Source organism: Sphaerochaeta associata (assembly GCF_022869165.1).
Classification (GTDB): domain Bacteria; phylum Spirochaetota; class Spirochaetia; order Sphaerochaetales; family Sphaerochaetaceae; genus Sphaerochaeta; species Sphaerochaeta associata.
The window spans coordinates 689,640-705,091 of sequence record NZ_CP094929.1 but is presented as its reverse complement, the minus strand read 5'-3'; the positions used below and the strand labels follow the sequence as shown (position 1 = coordinate 705,091).

Here is a 15,452-nt window from a genome sequence, read left to right as displayed (position 1 = left end):
AATCCAGCTTCAAATCCCACCCTGGTGGGATAGATATTTACAGAGGAGAACTTGTATGAAAAAGATTCTGACAATCGTGCTCTGTCTCGCGCTCGTTAGCTCTGCAATCTTTGCAGCAGGCGCAGCCGAAACGGCACCTGCAGCAAAGGACTCAAACACAGTCAAGGTTGCACTGATCATTGAAAACACCATTGACGACAAGGGTTGGTGCCAGGCCATGCATGACGGCATCATCGCAGCTCAGAAGCAGCTTCCCGGCCGCATCGAGTACAGCTACACCGAGAAGATGAAGCCTGTCGATGCCGGCAGCGCCGCTCGCCAGTATGTCGCCCAGGGATATGACATCATCATCGCCCACGGCGCACAGTACAAGAACCTCATCCTCGAAATGGCTGAAGAGTATCCTGATGTATCCTTTGCCTTTGGAACCTCAGCAGAAATCGGGCCGAAGAACGTTTTCACCTACATGCCCGAAAGTGAAGAGACCGGTTATCTCTCCGGCCTCATCGCCGGCATGACCACCAAGAAGAACATCATCGGTCTGGTCGGTCCCGTCGACGCCGGTGACGCCGCTCGTTACAACCGCGGTTTCGTCCTTGGCGTACAGGCTGTCAATCCCAAGGCCAAGGTCATGGTCGCCCACTCCGGTTCCTTCAGTGATTTCGTGAAGGCCGGTGAGATCGCCCAGTCCCAGATCAGGGCCGGTGCAGACGTATTGACCGGTTCCAGCCAGCAGGCTCTCGGAGCTCTGCGCGCAGTTGCCGACTACCGCACCCAGGACATCTGGTGGGTTGGTCAGGATATCGCCCAGATCAACATCGCCGAAGGCTACAAGGTAATTGCAGCTTCTTCCTACAACTATGCCTCTGTCATCATCGGCTTTGTCGAAAAACTTGACAAGGGTGTGAAGGGCGGTGAAGTCATTCCTATGAACTTCAACAACGGTGGATTTGTATTCCAATTCAACGCTGCACTGAAGGACAAGTACACCGGCGCCATCGAGACCAAGGTCAACGAAGCAATTGCATCCTTCAAGGCCAAGGCCGGTACCGTCAACTACACTTCCGTAGATTACTCCAAGCTTTAATAGTGCATCACTGCCAGTCATGCGGAAAATCCCTGCATGACTGGTTTTTTTGAATCCCCACGGAGGTTTTAATCCATGGAACTCACCACAAAGAAAATCACCAGCCTCAAAATGGAGCACATCACCAAGCGCTTTCCCGGTGTCTTGGCAAGTGATGACATTACCCTGTCCATCGGAGAGGGCGAAGTTTTGGCGTTGGTAGGCGAAAATGGCGCTGGCAAGACCACCTTGATGAACATTCTCATGGGTCTGTACCAGCCTGATGAAGGAAGAATTCTCATCAACGGGGAAGAAGTGCATTTCCGTTCCCCCAACGATGCCTTTGCCGCAGGCCTTGGCATGGTGCACCAGCAGTACATGCTGGTTCCCAATATGACGGTTCTTGAAAATATCGCCCTCGGCTACAAGCAGGCTTGGTCGTTTGTCAAGCTCGACTTGGCTATGGTACGGGAGCGCATCGATGAAATTTCGAAAAAATACGGGCTCCTCGTGGACCCCGATGCGTATATTTGGCAGCTATCCGTCGGCGAACAGCAGCGGGTTGAGCTGGTCAAGACACTCTGTCTCGGTGCACGGTTTCTCATCCTCGATGAACCCACCAGTGCGCTGACACCCCAGGAAACCGATGAGCTGATCGTCCTGCTCAAGCGAATGAGCAGTGAGTTGTCCATCATCTTCATCAGCCACAAGCTGCAGGAGGTCAAGGACCTTTCGGATAAAATCACCATTCTCCGCCATGGGGCGGTGGTCTTTGAAGGAAATACCAATGAGCACTCCCCTTCCGACATCGCAGCGCTAATGACCGGCCATGAGGTGGAACTTCCCTTGAACGAGGAAGCCGCCTGCAACGGAACGCCGGTGCTGGATATCCGGAACCTGAACGTGAAAAGCGACCGCGGCTTTCTGGCCCTCAAGGACTTGAACCTGACCATCCGCTGCGGAGAGATCATCGGTCTCGCCGGTGTATCGGGCAACGGGCAGCGTGAGCTGGCCGAAGCGATCAACGGACTGCGCAAAGTGGAAAGCGGGGAAATCGTCTTCTATGGGGAGAATATTGCAAACAAGAGCCCGCATTACATCATCCAAGCCGGTATGGGCTACATCCCCGAAGAGCGCAATACCGAGGGTATAGTCCCCTCGTTCTCATTGAAGGAAAACCTCATACTCAAGGATACCGAGCGAGAAGAGTTTTCCAAGCACTCATTCCTCAACAACAAGGCGATCGACAAGAATGCCAACGACCTGAGGGTGAAGTTCGATATCCGCAGCCCCAACATCGCAGTGGCCGCCGGCTCTCTTTCAGGTGGAAACATCCAGAAGGTGATCCTCGCCCGCGAGCTCTCGCGAAAGCCGAAGTTTTTGATAGCCGTCTACCCGATCAGAGGCTTGGACCTCGGTGCTGCCGAGTTCATCCATAAGCAGCTGCTGGAGAAACGCAGGGAAGGAATAGGAATACTGCTCATCAGTGAAGAGCTTGATGAGATACTCGACCTCTCCGACCGCGTTGCAGTCATTTTCAAGGGCCAGATCCAGAAGGTTTTGGAACGCAAGGATGCCAATCGCCGCAGCCTGGGAATCTTGATGGCAGGAGTGAAAGATGACCAAACAGTTTAAGCTACTTTACAAGGTTTCCATCATCATTCTGGCCATTTTGGCTGCGATGTTGATCGGATCCATCATTCTGATGACCATCGGTGCCGATGTATTGAAGACATACATGGTAATCCTCTTCGAGCCGTTGAAGACAACCTTGCAACTCAGCGAGGTACTGCTCAGGGCGATTCCTCTGACCATCATCGCATTGGGAATATCGGTCGCCTATCGCAGCGGCATCATCAATATCGGCGCTGAAGGCCAGATGGCAATGGGAATTCTGGGCACCACGGCAGTGGCCCTCGCCTTCCCCGAGCTTCCCAAGCCGGTCCTGCTCCCGATGGCTGTGCTTGCCGGAGCGATCAGCGGTGGCTTCTGGGGCTTCATTCCCGGCTTCCTCAAGGCGAAGCTGCAGGTCAGCGAGCTGCTCTCGACGGTAATGCTCAACTATATTGCGGCTCAGTTCTATACCTTCCTCTTGCGCGGACCGATGCTCGATCCGGCAGAACTCACCATGGGAAGCGGAACCCCCCAGTCGATGCGCCTCTCGCGCAATCTCTGGTTGGGAAGGTTTCTTCCCGGAACCCGTCTGCACACCGGCTTGTTCTTCGCCCTCATCCTCGCCCTGCTCATCTTCTTCCTGCTGTGGAAAACCAGCTATGGGTATAAGATGCGGGCGGCGGGGGCCAGCAGCCGGGCGGCCAAGTACGGAGGGATCAGCGTGACGTGGTACCTGGTGATCGCAATGGTCATCAGCGGGGCCTTTGCCGGTATGGCCGGCGCCATAGAAATCGCCGGTGTCCATCGAAGAGCCATTGAGGGCATTACGGGTGGCTACGGCTTCTCCGGCATCGTTGTGGCGCTCTTCGGAGGTCTGCATCCGGCTGGAATCATTCCCGCCTCATTCTTCTTCGGCCTCTTGATCGTCGGCGCCGATATGACCCAACGCATGGTCGGGGTTCCTGCAAACATGGTCAATGTACTGCAGGGAATCATCATTTTAGTCATCGTTGCCACCAAGATGATCCTCGCCGACCCCTACCTGATGGAAAAGGTCTGGCGCAAGGTGCAGAAGCGAAGCAACAAAACCAAGGAGGTGGAAGCATGAACTTTTTCGTAAACATCCTTAGCTTGGGCATTCCCTTCTCCGTCGCCCTGCTTATCGCATCCCTTGGGGAGATGTTCAACCAACGTGCCGGAGTGTTCAATCTCGGTTGTGAAGGCATTATGGCCATGGGAGCCTTCCTGGGCATGCTCATTCCCTACAGCATCGGACAAGGCGGTCCCACCCCGGGCATCTACAACGTTCTCGGTCTTGCTCTGGCTATGGGAGTGGGAGCCCTCTTCGGCATGCTCTTCGGGTTTGTCGTCGTCACCTTCCGCGCTCCGCAGGGCATTGCCGGAATAGGGCTGCAGATGTTCGGCGTCGGTACTGCCGGTACCTTGTTCCGTCACTTCATCGGAGGAACCCAGTCGGTTCCCGGCATCGACAACTTCCCGATTCCCGGACTTTCGAAAATCCCCATCCTGGGCCCGATTTTCTTCAGCCACAATGTGCTCGTCTACCTTGCATTCCTCTTTGTTCCTGTCGCTTGGTACATACTCTTCAAGACCCCCTGGGGACTGAGGGTCCGAGCTGTAGGAACCAATCCCAGGGCTGCCGACTCGATCGGCATCCAGGTCAACAGAGTGCGCTTCCAGGCTTTGGCCGTCGGCGGAGCTTTGGCAGGACTTGCCGGAGCCTACCTGAGCCTCTGTCAGGCAAAGATGTTCAGTGATGAGATCATTGCTGGTCGCGGCTTCATTGCCGTAGCGCTGGTGTACTTCGGTCACTGGCATCCGGTGAAGATCATGGGAGGAGCTCTGCTGTTCAGTTTGGCGCAAGCCTTGCAGCTGGCCATCCAGGGACAGGGAATCAACTTCCCCTATGAGTTCGCCGTCATGCTTCCCTATATGATGGTCATCGTGGTCCTTGCGTTCAGCAGGGAGAGCCAGTTGCTCGGGCCGACCGCCCTTGGACAGCCCTTCAACCGGGAGAAGCGAATTTAGGTTTTGAAACAAAGGCAGGAAGATGTGTTGCAAATTCCTGCCTTTCTGTATCACTGGGGGGAACTCGTTTCGATTCCTGCAACAAGCAACTGCAACAAAAGTCTTATATTGCAACAAGATATTGACTTTTTAAGAATACATTGAAACAATGTGGACGTATAGCATCACAGACCGTGGCATCCCTTCTTGGATGCTGACGCTAAGCGGCTAGCACCTGTTCCCACCCTTGCCAGACAATGGAGAGCACGCTATGTATGCATTCAGCGTAAATGGAAAGCCCGTTCAATTCGAGGGAGAAGACAAGAAGCTCCTTCGATTCCTCCGTGAGAATCTTAATCTTACCGGTACCAAGGATGGGTGCAGTGAAGGTGCCTGCGGCACGTGTACTGTACTTGTCGATGGGGTGAAGATGAAGGCATGTGCGATTCCTCTCTCCCGGCTTGAAGGTAAGGCAGTAACCACCATCGAGGGTTTGAGCGAGCGAGAGCAAGCGGTCTACGCCCATTGTTTTGCCGAAGCTGGGGCTGTACAGTGCGGATACTGCACACCGGGCATGATCATCAGTGCAAAGAGTCTCTTGGACAAGAATCCCGATCCTAGTCTGGACGACGTAAAAAAGGCGATCAAAGGCAATATCTGCCGCTGTACCGGCTACAAGAAAATCGAGGAAGCCATACTGATGGCCGCCACCTACTTCAGGGAGAATCTCAGCGTCCCCGAGCACCAGGAGGAGCCCAGGCTCGACATGCGCTATCAGCGCGTCGATGCAAAGATCAAAGCTCTTGGCAAAGGTCTGTATGCCGACGATTTTCGCATAAGAGGCCTCTTGTATGCAAAGGCTGTTCGCTCGGCCCATCCCAGGGCGCGCGTGCTCTCTATCGACAGCAGCGAGGCTGAGAAACATCCTGATTTCGTCTGCATTCTTACAAGCAAGGATGTTCCTCATAATATCATCGGCCACATCAAGCAGGATTGGCCTGTTTTCATTCCCGTCGGGGAAATTACCCGCTACACCGGCGATGCCATCTGTCTGGTCGTGGGCAAGGACCCGGAAACCCTCGAGAAATTAGCTTCCCTTGTAACAGTTTCCTATGAGGTACTGCCGCCTGTTCTGACCATGCAGGAAGCCTTGAAGGATGATGCTCCGCACCTTCATGAAGGAGGTAATGTCCTCAGCGCCGAACACATCAAGCGCGGGGATGTCGATGCTGCCATCAAGAAGGCAAAGCATGTAATCACCAGAACCTACACCACCCCCTATACGGAGCACGCCTTCATGGAACCCGAATGTGCCGTCGCCCTCCCTGAAGGGAAGGACGGGGTATTGGTCCATACCTCAGGACAATCGATCTATGACGAACAGCATGAAATTTCCCATATGTTGCAGCTACCTCCAGAAAAGGTGCATTGCCACAGCATGCTCGTTGGTGGAGGGTTCGGCGGCAAGGAAGACATGAGCGTACAGCACCATGCCGCCCTTGCTGCCTGGATTCTCAAGCAGCCGGTGAAGGTGAAACTCAGCCGCCAGGAGAGTCTGACTGTACATCCGAAGCGCCATCCGATGGAGATGAAACTGACCACAGCCTGCGACGAGCAGGGTCGTATTACTGCAATGCGGGCGATCATAGATGCCAATACCGGGGCCTATGCTTCACTTGGAGGCCCGGTGCTCCAGCGGGCATGCACACATGCCTCGGGCCCGTACAACTTCCAGAATTTCGAGGTCTACGGCAGGGCCATCTATACTAACTTGGTTCCAGCCGGAGCGTTCCGTGGCTTCGGTGTCACGCAGAGTTGCTTTGCGGTTGAGGCGAATCTCAATCTGCTGGCTGATGAACTGGGTATGGACTACTACGAAATTCGTCGTCTCAATGCCCTTAAGCCCGGCGATACCATGCCCAACGGTCAGATAGCTGGAGAAGACACCGGCATCATCGAGTGCTTGGAAGCCGTAAAAGAAGCATACTACTCCTCCCCTCGTGCCGGCATCGCCTGCGGCTTCAAGAACAGCGGCCTTGGCGTAGGATTCCCCGATACCGGACGCTGCATTCTCTCGGTCGAACAGGGAAAAGTACATATCCGTACCAGTGCCGCGTGCATGGGTCAGGGTGTAGCCACCGTCTGTACCCAGATGCTTGGTCAGACCTGTTCACTTGGAGCCGACCAGATTATCGTGGAGGACCCCGACACCCGTCGAACACCGGACTCAGGGACCAGTACCGCCAGCCGCCAGTCGGTATTCACCGGTGAAGCGGTCAGGCGAGCCGCCCTCAAGCTCAAGGATGCGTTGCAAACAAACGCACTCTCCGACCTGGAAGGTCAGGAATTCAGTGGGGAGTACACATCCATCACAGACCCCATCAACTCCAAGAAAGAGCATCCGGTCAGCCACGTTGCCTACAGCTTTTCAGCCCAGGTCGTCATACTTGACGAACAAGGAAGGATGGAAAAAGTAGTTGCTGCCTGCGATGTAGGGCAGGTGGTGAACCACCAGGCTCTCACCGGGCAGGTGGAAGGCGGTGTGGTCATGGGCTTGGGATTCGGCCTTACCGAGGACTTTCCGATCAAGGATGGGCAGCTGGACGTAAAGTATGGAACCCTCGGGCTCCTTCGTGCAACCGATGTTCCCCCGCTTGAGGTGAAACTGGTTGAAGGCCCCGGGAAGCACTCCATCGCATACGGCGTAAAGGGAGTGGGAGAACTGACCACCATCCCCACCGCTCCTGCATGTCAAAATGCCTACTACCGCTATGACGGCAAATTCCGAACCTCATTGCCGCTGGAGGAGACACCGTACCGAAAGAAGAAACAGTAATGAAGCGTAAGGACTCCACCGGCCTCTTCAACTCCATTGCTCCCATCTACGCCTTGTTCTTCTCCTACCAGAAGCGAAGGTATGCAAAAACGCTTGCCTCTATGCAACGCTTTCTCACCTATGAAACAATCCTTGATGTAGGCTGTGGAACCGGTGCCCTTTGCAGTGCTCTATCTGATCGAGGCCTGGCTGTCACCGGCATAGACCCCGCTTCCAAGATGCTTGCCATCGCAAAACGGAAGAATTATGACAATGCAACCACATTCATTCAGGCCGACGCCACCCAGGCACTGCCCTTCACCGACAAACAGTTCGACGTGGTCATTGCAAGCTATGTCGCCCATGGGATGAAACAGGAGATGAGAACAAACCTCTATCGGCAGATGGGCCGGGTGGCCAAGCAGTACGTAATCATCCACGATTACAACGACAGCCGTTCTCCGCTCACCTCCCTGGTAGAGTATCTGGAAGGTGGAGACTACTTTCATTTCATCAAGCACGCACAGAAGGAGTTGCAGGATTGTGGAACAGAACTCCAACACTGCTTTTCGAAGGTGGAAGTGGTGCAGGTAGGCAAGCGAGCAAATTGGTATATTTGTACGCCTAATGCATGAATGCGCAACTCCGACTTTTAAGAGAGCCTTGTACATTTCACAAACAGCTAGAAATTCTCAACATCTCCAGCAGAAGCAAAAAACAAATTATTGGTTTTCCATCGTAGCAAGCGGCAGGCTCCCCATGGAGCGTAGATACCAAGCGTAATGACTGTAAGCAAAATAATGAGCAGCCATGTACCAAAGAGACCAGCCCCGGATCCTTTAAACACAAGTTGTTTGTCATCAATGTACGTGTGTGAAGCTTTCCATCTCTCAATTGCGCACATCATCCAAGGATATGCTATGCCAACTGTGATGATAGTAAGTACACTCGTCCAGATCATCAGCCAGAAATACCCTCCACCTTTTCCCTTAAATTGGAAATTTCCATATGCCATATGAACCTCCTTCATTGGCTCGATAAACAGAGTATCTCACTATCAGTACAACTATGTGAGTTTTTTTTCAATTTCTTTGTATGGAGTCAAGGAGTTCAAATCTTGGACATATTGATCACACCTACTGCTACAGATTGAACCTATCAATTTCCAGAATCATCGTGTAGTTCCAATATTGCAAACCTCTCAACATTGTGCATCAATTGAGGAAAATCGTCTCAGTTCCTACTCCATTCTCGCTACCGAGGTTTGACGAAATGTAATGCATTGAACGTATGGACGAGGTACTGATTTACATTGAGAACGACTTGGAAGGAATTCTTTCCTATGAGAATTGTGGGTGTCGATAGCTTCAACCAGATGACGGCTTAAAATCTGGCCATGTAAGCAAGAAATAAGGCAAGACCAAGGATATTCAGCATAGGTTGGCTATTGGTTAATTGTCCCGATTAATATATAGTTTACGGGACAGTCGTAAAAGAAGAGACAAGCCATGAAGAATTATTCGAAGAAAATCCAGGAACGCATTCGGAACGCAGAGGAAGGAACCCTTTTCATCGGTGCAGATTTTACTGATATCGCCGATGCGGAAACTGTACGAAGAAACTTGAATCGGCTTACTCATGCAGGCGTTCTACGAAGATTATTGCAAGGGGTATTCGAAAAACCAAGGTTCAACACGTTCTTAGGAGAGTATATTGCAATACATCCCGATGCGGTTGCCCGGACAATCGCGCGCAACTACCATTGGAGCATTGCCCCCTGTGGGAATTCTGCTCTTAATGCATTGGGCCTTTCTTCGCAGGTTCCGGCCATATGGACTTACTGCAGCGACGGCCCCTACAGGGAGTACTCCTTCGGTAACACGACAATTCAATTCAAACATAGGACCAACAAGGAAATCACAGGCCTTTCGAGTATGACTGTCCTTGTGATCCAAGCATTAAAGACACTTGGAAAAGAATACATCACTCAAGACCTATTGCACACTCTTGAAGCAAAACTCACAGAATCAGAGAAGGATGCTCTGTTGGTTGAAGCAAAAGAATCAACAGACTGGATATATAGGACGATCCAGTCCATGTGCATGACAGATAGGGTGAGTGATGAGAAAAGTAGCGAGACTCTCGAATGATGATAGGGCTGATCTTTTTAGAAATACTGCAGATCGGATGCAATTGCATGATTCAATTGTAGAGAAGGATTTTTGGGTTTGTTATATGTTGGAGTATCTCTTCCATCGATCATCATGGAAGAATGCCCTCGCATTTAAGGGCGGTACAAGTCTTTCGAAATCTTTTCACCTCATCAATCGATTCTCCGAAGATATCGATTTGGTCTTGGATTGGCGTATGTTAGGATATCGAACATATGAACCTTGGGCCAACCGTTCAAATACGAAACAAGCAATCTTCAATAAAGAAGCGACTATTCGCACAGAGATGTTTCTTGCTGATGTTCTCTGCCCAACTATGCAATTAGAAATAAGTCGGGAACTAGGGCGGGAGGCTGACATTTGCATAGATGAAATTGAGAAACAAACAGTACGTTTTATATACCCGCATGTATGTGTACAGACTTCATTGTCGCCGGCATCCGTGATGACATCTCCACTATATACCCGCATGTATGTGTACAGACTGCTATCTCTCAAGTGATACGTCTGGAGATCGGAGCCTTGGCGGCATGGAATCCTATAACCATTACCGAAATTGAATCATATGCATCCACAATGTATCCTGCAGTATTTGAACGGAAGGCTACATCCATAGTAACGGTAGCCCCAGAGAGAACGTTCTGGGAGAAAGCTACAATCCTTCACCATGAAGCTCACCGACCTACTAATCTCAATCTACCAAGTCGTTATTCACGACACTATTATGATCTCTATCGAATGTCGACAACACCGGTCAAAGATACATCATTTTCCAACCTTGCCCTGCTTGCAAAGGTGGTGAATTTTAAGATGAGATTCTATCCCAGAGCTTGGGCAAGTTATGAGACTGCCATCCCCAAAACACTGAAGCTGATACCTCCCAACTATAGAATTCCTTCATTACGCGCAGATTATGAATCTATGAGAGATATGCTTTTCAAGGAAATCCCAAGTTTTGACTGCATCATGGAAGGATTGAGCATACTTGAGATGGAAATCCATACGCTATCGTGTACGTAATCGCATGGGCTGCAAGAATCCAAGAGTCCAGGCACTAAGTTTTTATACTCGTGGAGCCATTCAACAGGCTGAATAACTCCACGGTATTCTTGCAAACCTCTCAACATTGTGCATCAATTGAGAGGAACCTTTTTGGTTACTACTCCATACTCCCTTGTGAGGTCAGACGAAATGCAATGGATCGAACGCTTGAATGAGGCACTGCTCTACATTGAAGACAACCTGGAAGGAAGTATCTCCTACGAGAAGGCAGGACAGTTGGCAAACTGCTCAACCTATCACTTCCAGAGGATGTTCACCTATGTAGCAGGAATTCCGCTGGGCGAGTACATCCGCCGCAGAAGGCTCACCAAGGCAGCCCTTGCCCTGCAACAGGGGCAAAAGGTCTTGGATGTAGCGCTTCTCTACGGATACGACTCTCCTACCTCTTTTACCCGTGCGTTTCAGGCTCTTCACGGCTTGACACCGTCGCAGGCGAAGAAGGAAGGGATGTCCCTGAAAGCGTTCCCCAAGATCAGCTTCAGCCTGACCATCAAAGGAGAACAAGAGATGGAGTATCGAATTGAAAGGAAAGAGGCTTTCCGCGTAGTGGGTGTTACACTCAAGCTGGAAAAGGACATGGAACAGAATATGAGAGAAGTGCCTGTATTCTGGAACAAGAAAGCACAGGACGGAACGATTGCCAGGATCTGTTCCTATATGAAACCCGGTCAGGGACTTCTCGGACTGTGTACCAACGGCGATGAGAAGGATTACTGGGTCTACACCATCGGTATCGCCATGGAAGAGGGGACACCGGAGGGCCTGGAGAGCCAGGTTGTCGATGCAGCCCTGTGGGCGATCTTCCCTGGACGCGGCCCCATGCCACAAACCATTCAAGAGGTGGAGAGACGCATCGTCACCGACTGGCTTCCCTCCAGCGGCTATGAGTTTGCCAATGGTGTCGATATGGAAGTATACCTTGATGCCGATCCAGCCAACCAGAGTTTTGAGGTTTGGATGCCGATTAAGAAAAGTAAGGAATAGCACTTCATATAGGCCTGTACACACATGGTTGCTGTGTGCAGGCCGTATTATTTCAGTTCCTTCAACATTTCCAACATCACTTTGAAAGTAAGACATGCTATGCTACCACTATGTTATTATCCAATACCCGTTACCTTGGTGAAGATTTCGCACTCCATCAGGCAGACATCAGAATCGAAGGCTCACTTATTGTCGCCATTGAGAAAAACCTCAAGCCACTTGCAGGCGAGCAAGTCATCGATTGCTCCTCCCATCTCATCTACCCTGCCCTCGCCGACTGTCATACCCACACTCCCGACACCCTCTTTCGAGGGCTGTTCAGTGACAAACCACTTCACGCATGGTGTGACGACACCACCCAAGGCAGGCTGCAGCAACAACTCTTCGACTATACCGACCAAGCAGTTTCCACCTCCGACTTTCACATCCTTGTCCTCTATGCCTACCTGCAGTACCTCAAAGCCGGGGTTGCCTGCATTGTAGAAACCGGGCAAGCCGATGAGAGCAGCCAAGCCTTGGAGGAGTGCGCCAACAGAATCGGCATCAAGGCCTTGGTTGATTGGTATGACGAAGTACCAACCCAAGAAACAGCAACAACAGGCCTTATGCGCGGCACCCACCTTCCCGAGGAAGAGGACCTTGAACAGGACAGCCTTGTAAAGGCGATCGAACGGGTACAGAGGACCGGTTGGCCTTTGATGACCCACTGCCTCGAGACCGAGTTCAGACGAAAGGAGACTCTCCGAAAGTTCGGCCTCTCTACCGTCGAATTACTTGCCTTGCACAACCTGCTCAATGAACAGACCATTCTCTTTCACTGCATTGAAACCACAGACAAAGACCGTGTCCTCCTTGCCTCAAGCAAGGCCCTGCTCGTCCATTGCCCGATTTCCAACCGAATCTCAGGCGCCCATGAGATGGCCCTCAGCGATCTGCTGGATAAAGGAGCCCGCATAGGACTTGGGACTGACTTTCTAAGCCATGATATCTGGGAAGTCATGAGAACTACGTATGCTGAGCTCAAACAGAGCAACAGGGCCGAACACTATGATGCAAAGACAGTCTGGAAACTTGCCACAACCTCTCCCTGCCCTGCCCTCTACAACGGCCGGATCGAGGTGGGCAAGCGTGCAGACTTGGTGTTTGTACGCAATGCACTGGAGCTTTCACCCCTTCTGCAGACCCAAGGATTTTCCAATATCGCCTACAACACCCTGATGCATACCAGGGCCGACCTCATCGATTCGGTGATGGTTGACGGAAATTTTGTGATCAAGGATGGAACATGTACCACGGTCGATGAGGCGGCCTTAGAGAAAGCCTATACTGAGATTCTTCAGCGAGTATACGGTTCACAGCTCATCTAGGGCTTCTCGTGCAAGCTCAAGAGAGCGCACCCTTCGCGCAAGCAACGTTGCTTGGCTGCTGCCTGGCTTGAACTTGTCAGCCATGGCTTGGAGGGAAGGAAACAGACTTGTCAGGATTTCCTTGGCATCGACGGTCTCCTGCTCTGAATACGGGTAGGCTTGGTTTTCCCACACTGCATGAAGAGCGGAAAGGCCAATCCTGAGGGCCTTCAGCCTCTTTGAAACCACGGTGGTCGAAGAACCTTTTCGCTCTACACTGGTGAGCGTTTTCTCCAATTTTCGGATGCTTGAATCGAGCGAGGCAATCGAATGCCTGCGTTCTGTGTCGGCAACAGGTTCCATTTCTTCTCCCCCGGTACTTCGATACTAACTCAGAGCTTAGGTGTATGTGAAGAGCTTCAGTGAGCATGCAGATAGTTATACTATACACTTTGACATTTTTTGTATTTATGTTAGATTAAACCCAAGGACTTGCGCGTCCCCAAGGAACAGCAATGAAATCAACATCTCTCTCAACCATAGTGAACCGCATCAAAGAAGAAGTACAAGCTTGCAAAGCCTACCTTCCCATCGAGCGAACCATTCAACGGATCCTCGGCTCCAGAACCACTTGGCCTGCATTGAAAATCGGCGATCTGGTCGCTCCCACTCCCATCGTACAAGGCGGTATGGGCGTCGGAATCTCTCTCTCCTCACTTGCCAGTGCCGTTGCCAACAACGGAGGCATCGGTGTTATTGCCGCAAACGGCATCGGATTGTTGGAACCCGACTACTATGAGGATGGCCAGGCAGCAAACCTCAGGGCCTTCAGGCGCGAGATCCGCAAAGCTCGTGAGCTGAGCTCGGGAGCCATCGGAGTCAACATCATGGTCGCAGTCAATGATTTCCACCAGTTGCTGGACGTAGCGATTGAAGAAAAGGTGGATATTGTCTTCATGGGAGCAGGACTTCCAATCAAGAACATGCCCGTCGAGGCACTGCGAAAGGCCAATGTGAAAGTAGCCCCGATCGTCAGCTCGGCACGTGCAGTCGATATGATCTTCCGCATGTGGAACAAACTCTACAATGACATGCCCGACGCTGTGGTTTTCGAGGGTCCCAAAGCCGGGGGGCACTTGGGCTTCAGCGAAGAGCAGCTTGAAGATCCCGCCTACCAATTGGAAGCAATTGTTCCCCGGATTGTCGAGGCACTGAAACCCTTCGAGGAGAGCAAGGGCTGCAAGATTCCCCTGATTGCAGGCGGTGGAGTCTACAGCGGCAGGGATGTGTACAAGGTTCTCAGCCTCGGTGCATCGGCTGTCCAAATGGCCACACGCTTTGTTGCAACCGATGAATGCGACGCAGACAGACGATTCAAAGAGGCATACGTCAATTGCACCAAGGAGCAGATAGGCCTGATCAAGAGCCCGGTGGGAATGCCGGGAAGGGCAATTCGCAATACGTTCATCACCGACAGCGAGCAGGGCAAGCGCCCGTCGTTCAAGTGTGCATGGAAGTGCCTCTCCTCCTGCAAAGCCCAAGAAGCAAACTATTGCATCTCCATTGCCCTCAACAATGCCCGCAGAGGCCTTTTGCAGAGCGGGTTTGTATTCGTAGGCACCAATGGGTACCGGGTCAAGAAGATTGTTCCGGTACAATCTTTGGTTGCAGAACTTGAACGAGGCTACCAAAACGCCGTACGGGTAAATCTCGAACGGGTGCTTGCCAAGCTGTCCACATTGAAAGCGGAGTATGCAAAGGCGGAGAACCAGGTGAAAGATCTTGCAAGACGGTACGAAGAGGCCTTGCTTGCCTTCCCGCTTAAATCCGAGATGGTGAAAGCGATAAGAGCCCAATATAATCGTGCAGCTCAGCAGGTGGAGAACCTGAAGCTCAGGATGACCGAGACGCTTGCCACCACCTCGCTTCTCATCTCCTAAAGCAGTTTTTTCGCCCCGTTGTAGGCTTCCTGGACATGGATGACCAAGGCTCCATGCCCGGGATGCTGAGCTGGATTGAACGCCTTCATGAAGGCGAAATACGGGCCCTCGGTGTGGTAGCTGACTTTACCCTTGAGTTGGTACGACGTTCTGTCCTTGGTCAGAAACAGAACGCTTGCAGGCGTACCAGCTGCTATGTTCTGCTTGGTCTTGGCAAAATAGTTGTCCGCCACAACCACCGCTTCTCCGTTATACATATCAGCACAGGTTGCCCATATGCTGTTGGGCATTCCATCCAACGACACCGTGGTGAGTACAACGGCTTTCTCCCGTTCTTTCCAACCATCGAGAATTTCTTTTGGCAGCATGATCTCTCCTCCAATCCAGACAAGTGTACACCTCTGAGAGGGTGAACCCCAGCCTTCT

General features: G+C 51.8%; 15 protein-coding genes. 12 read left to right on the top strand and 3 right to left on the bottom strand.

Annotated elements, in window-relative coordinates; genetic code table 11:
* Nucleotides 1–55 precede the first annotated feature (55 nt).
* From MUG09_RS03200 to MUG09_RS03175, 6 genes are all read left to right on the top strand, one after another.
* A complete protein-coding gene (locus MUG09_RS03200; protein ID WP_244773494.1) occupies nt 56–1,087 on the top strand; it encodes a BMP family protein in 1,032 nt (343 codons plus the stop codon).
* 75 nt (nt 1,088–1,162) lie between these two features.
* Entirely contained in the window at nt 1,163–2,701 is a 1,539-nt protein-coding gene (locus MUG09_RS03195; RefSeq protein ID WP_244773493.1) for an ABC transporter ATP-binding protein, read from the top strand.
* On the top strand, nt 2,685–3,788 hold the full coding sequence (locus tag MUG09_RS03190) for an ABC transporter permease (protein ID WP_244773492.1): 1,104 nt from the start codon (nt 2,685–2,687) through the stop codon (nt 3,786–3,788). The genes MUG09_RS03195 and MUG09_RS03190 overlap by 17 nt, the downstream gene beginning before the upstream one ends.
* Nucleotides 3,785–4,729: an ABC transporter permease gene (locus MUG09_RS03185; RefSeq protein WP_244773491.1), complete on the top strand. Its 945-nt coding sequence runs from the start codon at nt 3,785–3,787 to the stop codon at nt 4,727–4,729. The genes MUG09_RS03190 and MUG09_RS03185 overlap by 4 nt, the downstream gene beginning before the upstream one ends.
* A gap of 250 nt (nt 4,730–4,979) precedes the next feature.
* A complete protein-coding gene (xdh, locus tag MUG09_RS03180; RefSeq protein ID WP_244773490.1) occupies nt 4,980–7,544 on the top strand; it encodes a selenium-dependent xanthine dehydrogenase in 2,565 nt (854 codons plus the stop codon).
* Entirely contained in the window at nt 7,544–8,158 is a 615-nt protein-coding gene (locus MUG09_RS03175) for a class I SAM-dependent methyltransferase (RefSeq protein WP_244773488.1), read from the top strand. Before xdh ends, MUG09_RS03175 begins: the two co-directional genes overlap by 1 nt.
* Before the next feature lie 47 nt (nt 8,159–8,205).
* Here MUG09_RS03175 and MUG09_RS03170 read toward each other — a convergent pair whose 3' ends face one another.
* Complete coding sequence (locus tag MUG09_RS03170) at nt 8,206–8,538, bottom strand: DUF898 family protein (protein WP_244773486.1); 333 nt, start codon at nt 8,536–8,538, stop codon at nt 8,206–8,208.
* A gap of 493 nt (nt 8,539–9,031) precedes the next feature.
* Here MUG09_RS03170 and MUG09_RS03165 point away from each other — a divergent pair, with 493 nt between their 5' ends.
* The 5 genes from MUG09_RS03165 to MUG09_RS03150 all read left to right on the top strand — a co-directional run bounded on the left by MUG09_RS03165 (nt 9,032) and on the right by MUG09_RS03150 (nt 13,107).
* On the top strand, nt 9,032–9,673 hold the full coding sequence (locus tag MUG09_RS03165; protein WP_244773484.1) for a DUF6088 family protein: 642 nt from the start codon (nt 9,032–9,034) through the stop codon (nt 9,671–9,673).
* Nucleotides 9,645–10,196, top strand: a complete 552-nt coding sequence (locus MUG09_RS16565) for a nucleotidyl transferase AbiEii/AbiGii toxin family protein (protein WP_346770557.1) — start codon at nt 9,645–9,647, stop codon at nt 10,194–10,196. The genes MUG09_RS03165 and MUG09_RS16565 overlap by 29 nt, the downstream gene beginning before the upstream one ends.
* Nucleotides 10,106–10,714, top strand: coding sequence for a nucleotidyl transferase AbiEii/AbiGii toxin family protein (locus MUG09_RS03160; protein ID WP_244773482.1), 609 nt, complete (start codon nt 10,106–10,108; stop codon nt 10,712–10,714). Before MUG09_RS16565 ends, MUG09_RS03160 begins: the two co-directional genes overlap by 91 nt.
* Before the next feature lie 171 nt (nt 10,715–10,885).
* Nucleotides 10,886–11,740, top strand: a complete 855-nt coding sequence (locus tag MUG09_RS03155; RefSeq protein WP_244773480.1) for an AraC family transcriptional regulator — start codon at nt 10,886–10,888, stop codon at nt 11,738–11,740.
* A gap of 110 nt (nt 11,741–11,850) precedes the next feature.
* Complete coding sequence (locus MUG09_RS03150; protein ID WP_244773478.1) at nt 11,851–13,107, top strand: amidohydrolase family protein; 1,257 nt, start codon at nt 11,851–11,853, stop codon at nt 13,105–13,107.
* Here the strand turns inward: MUG09_RS03150 and MUG09_RS03145 are convergent.
* Nucleotides 13,093–13,449, bottom strand: coding sequence for a hypothetical protein (locus tag MUG09_RS03145; protein WP_244773473.1), 357 nt, complete (start codon nt 13,447–13,449; stop codon nt 13,093–13,095). The genes MUG09_RS03150 and MUG09_RS03145 overlap by 15 nt on opposite strands.
* Before the next feature lie 152 nt (nt 13,450–13,601).
* Here MUG09_RS03145 and MUG09_RS03140 point away from each other — a divergent pair, with 152 nt between their 5' ends.
* Nucleotides 13,602–15,026 (top strand): nitronate monooxygenase, encoded by a 1,425-nt coding sequence (locus MUG09_RS03140; protein ID WP_244773471.1) that lies wholly within the window; start codon nt 13,602–13,604, stop codon nt 15,024–15,026.
* On the opposite strand, the gene MUG09_RS03135 is transcribed toward MUG09_RS03140, so the two are convergent.
* Nucleotides 15,023–15,394, bottom strand: a complete 372-nt coding sequence (locus MUG09_RS03135) for a pyridoxamine 5'-phosphate oxidase family protein (RefSeq protein WP_244773469.1) — start codon at nt 15,392–15,394, stop codon at nt 15,023–15,025. The two genes, MUG09_RS03140 and MUG09_RS03135, sit on opposite strands and share 4 nt — an antisense overlap.
* Nucleotides 15,395–15,452 lie beyond the last annotated feature (58 nt).

Coding starts and splice junctions, on each gene's coding strand:
- MUG09_RS03200 (WP_244773494.1), top strand. CDS start 56: ATGAAAAAGATTCTGACAATCGTGCTCTGTCTCGCGCTCGTTAGCTCT.
- MUG09_RS03195 (WP_244773493.1), top strand. CDS start 1,163: ATGGAACTCACCACAAAGAAAATCACCAGCCTCAAAATGGAGCACATC.
- MUG09_RS03190 (WP_244773492.1), top strand. CDS start 2,685: ATGACCAAACAGTTTAAGCTACTTTACAAGGTTTCCATCATCATTCTG.
- MUG09_RS03185 (WP_244773491.1), top strand. CDS start 3,785: ATGAACTTTTTCGTAAACATCCTTAGCTTGGGCATTCCCTTCTCCGTC.
- xdh (WP_244773490.1), top strand. CDS start 4,980: ATGTATGCATTCAGCGTAAATGGAAAGCCCGTTCAATTCGAGGGAGAA.
- MUG09_RS03175 (WP_244773488.1), top strand. CDS start 7,544: ATGAAGCGTAAGGACTCCACCGGCCTCTTCAACTCCATTGCTCCCATC.
- MUG09_RS03170 (WP_244773486.1), bottom strand. CDS start 8,538: ATGGCATATGGAAATTTCCAATTTAAGGGAAAAGGTGGAGGGTATTTC.
- MUG09_RS03165 (WP_244773484.1), top strand. CDS start 9,032: ATGAAGAATTATTCGAAGAAAATCCAGGAACGCATTCGGAACGCAGAG.
- MUG09_RS16565 (WP_346770557.1), top strand. CDS start 9,645: ATGAGAAAAGTAGCGAGACTCTCGAATGATGATAGGGCTGATCTTTTT.
- MUG09_RS03160 (WP_244773482.1), top strand. CDS start 10,106: ATGTGTACAGACTTCATTGTCGCCGGCATCCGTGATGACATCTCCACT.
- MUG09_RS03155 (WP_244773480.1), top strand. CDS start 10,886: ATGCAATGGATCGAACGCTTGAATGAGGCACTGCTCTACATTGAAGAC.
- MUG09_RS03150 (WP_244773478.1), top strand. CDS start 11,851: ATGTTATTATCCAATACCCGTTACCTTGGTGAAGATTTCGCACTCCAT.
- MUG09_RS03145 (WP_244773473.1), bottom strand. CDS start 13,449: ATGGAACCTGTTGCCGACACAGAACGCAGGCATTCGATTGCCTCGCTC.
- MUG09_RS03140 (WP_244773471.1), top strand. CDS start 13,602: ATGAAATCAACATCTCTCTCAACCATAGTGAACCGCATCAAAGAAGAA.
- MUG09_RS03135 (WP_244773469.1), bottom strand. CDS start 15,394: ATGCTGCCAAAAGAAATTCTCGATGGTTGGAAAGAACGGGAGAAAGCC.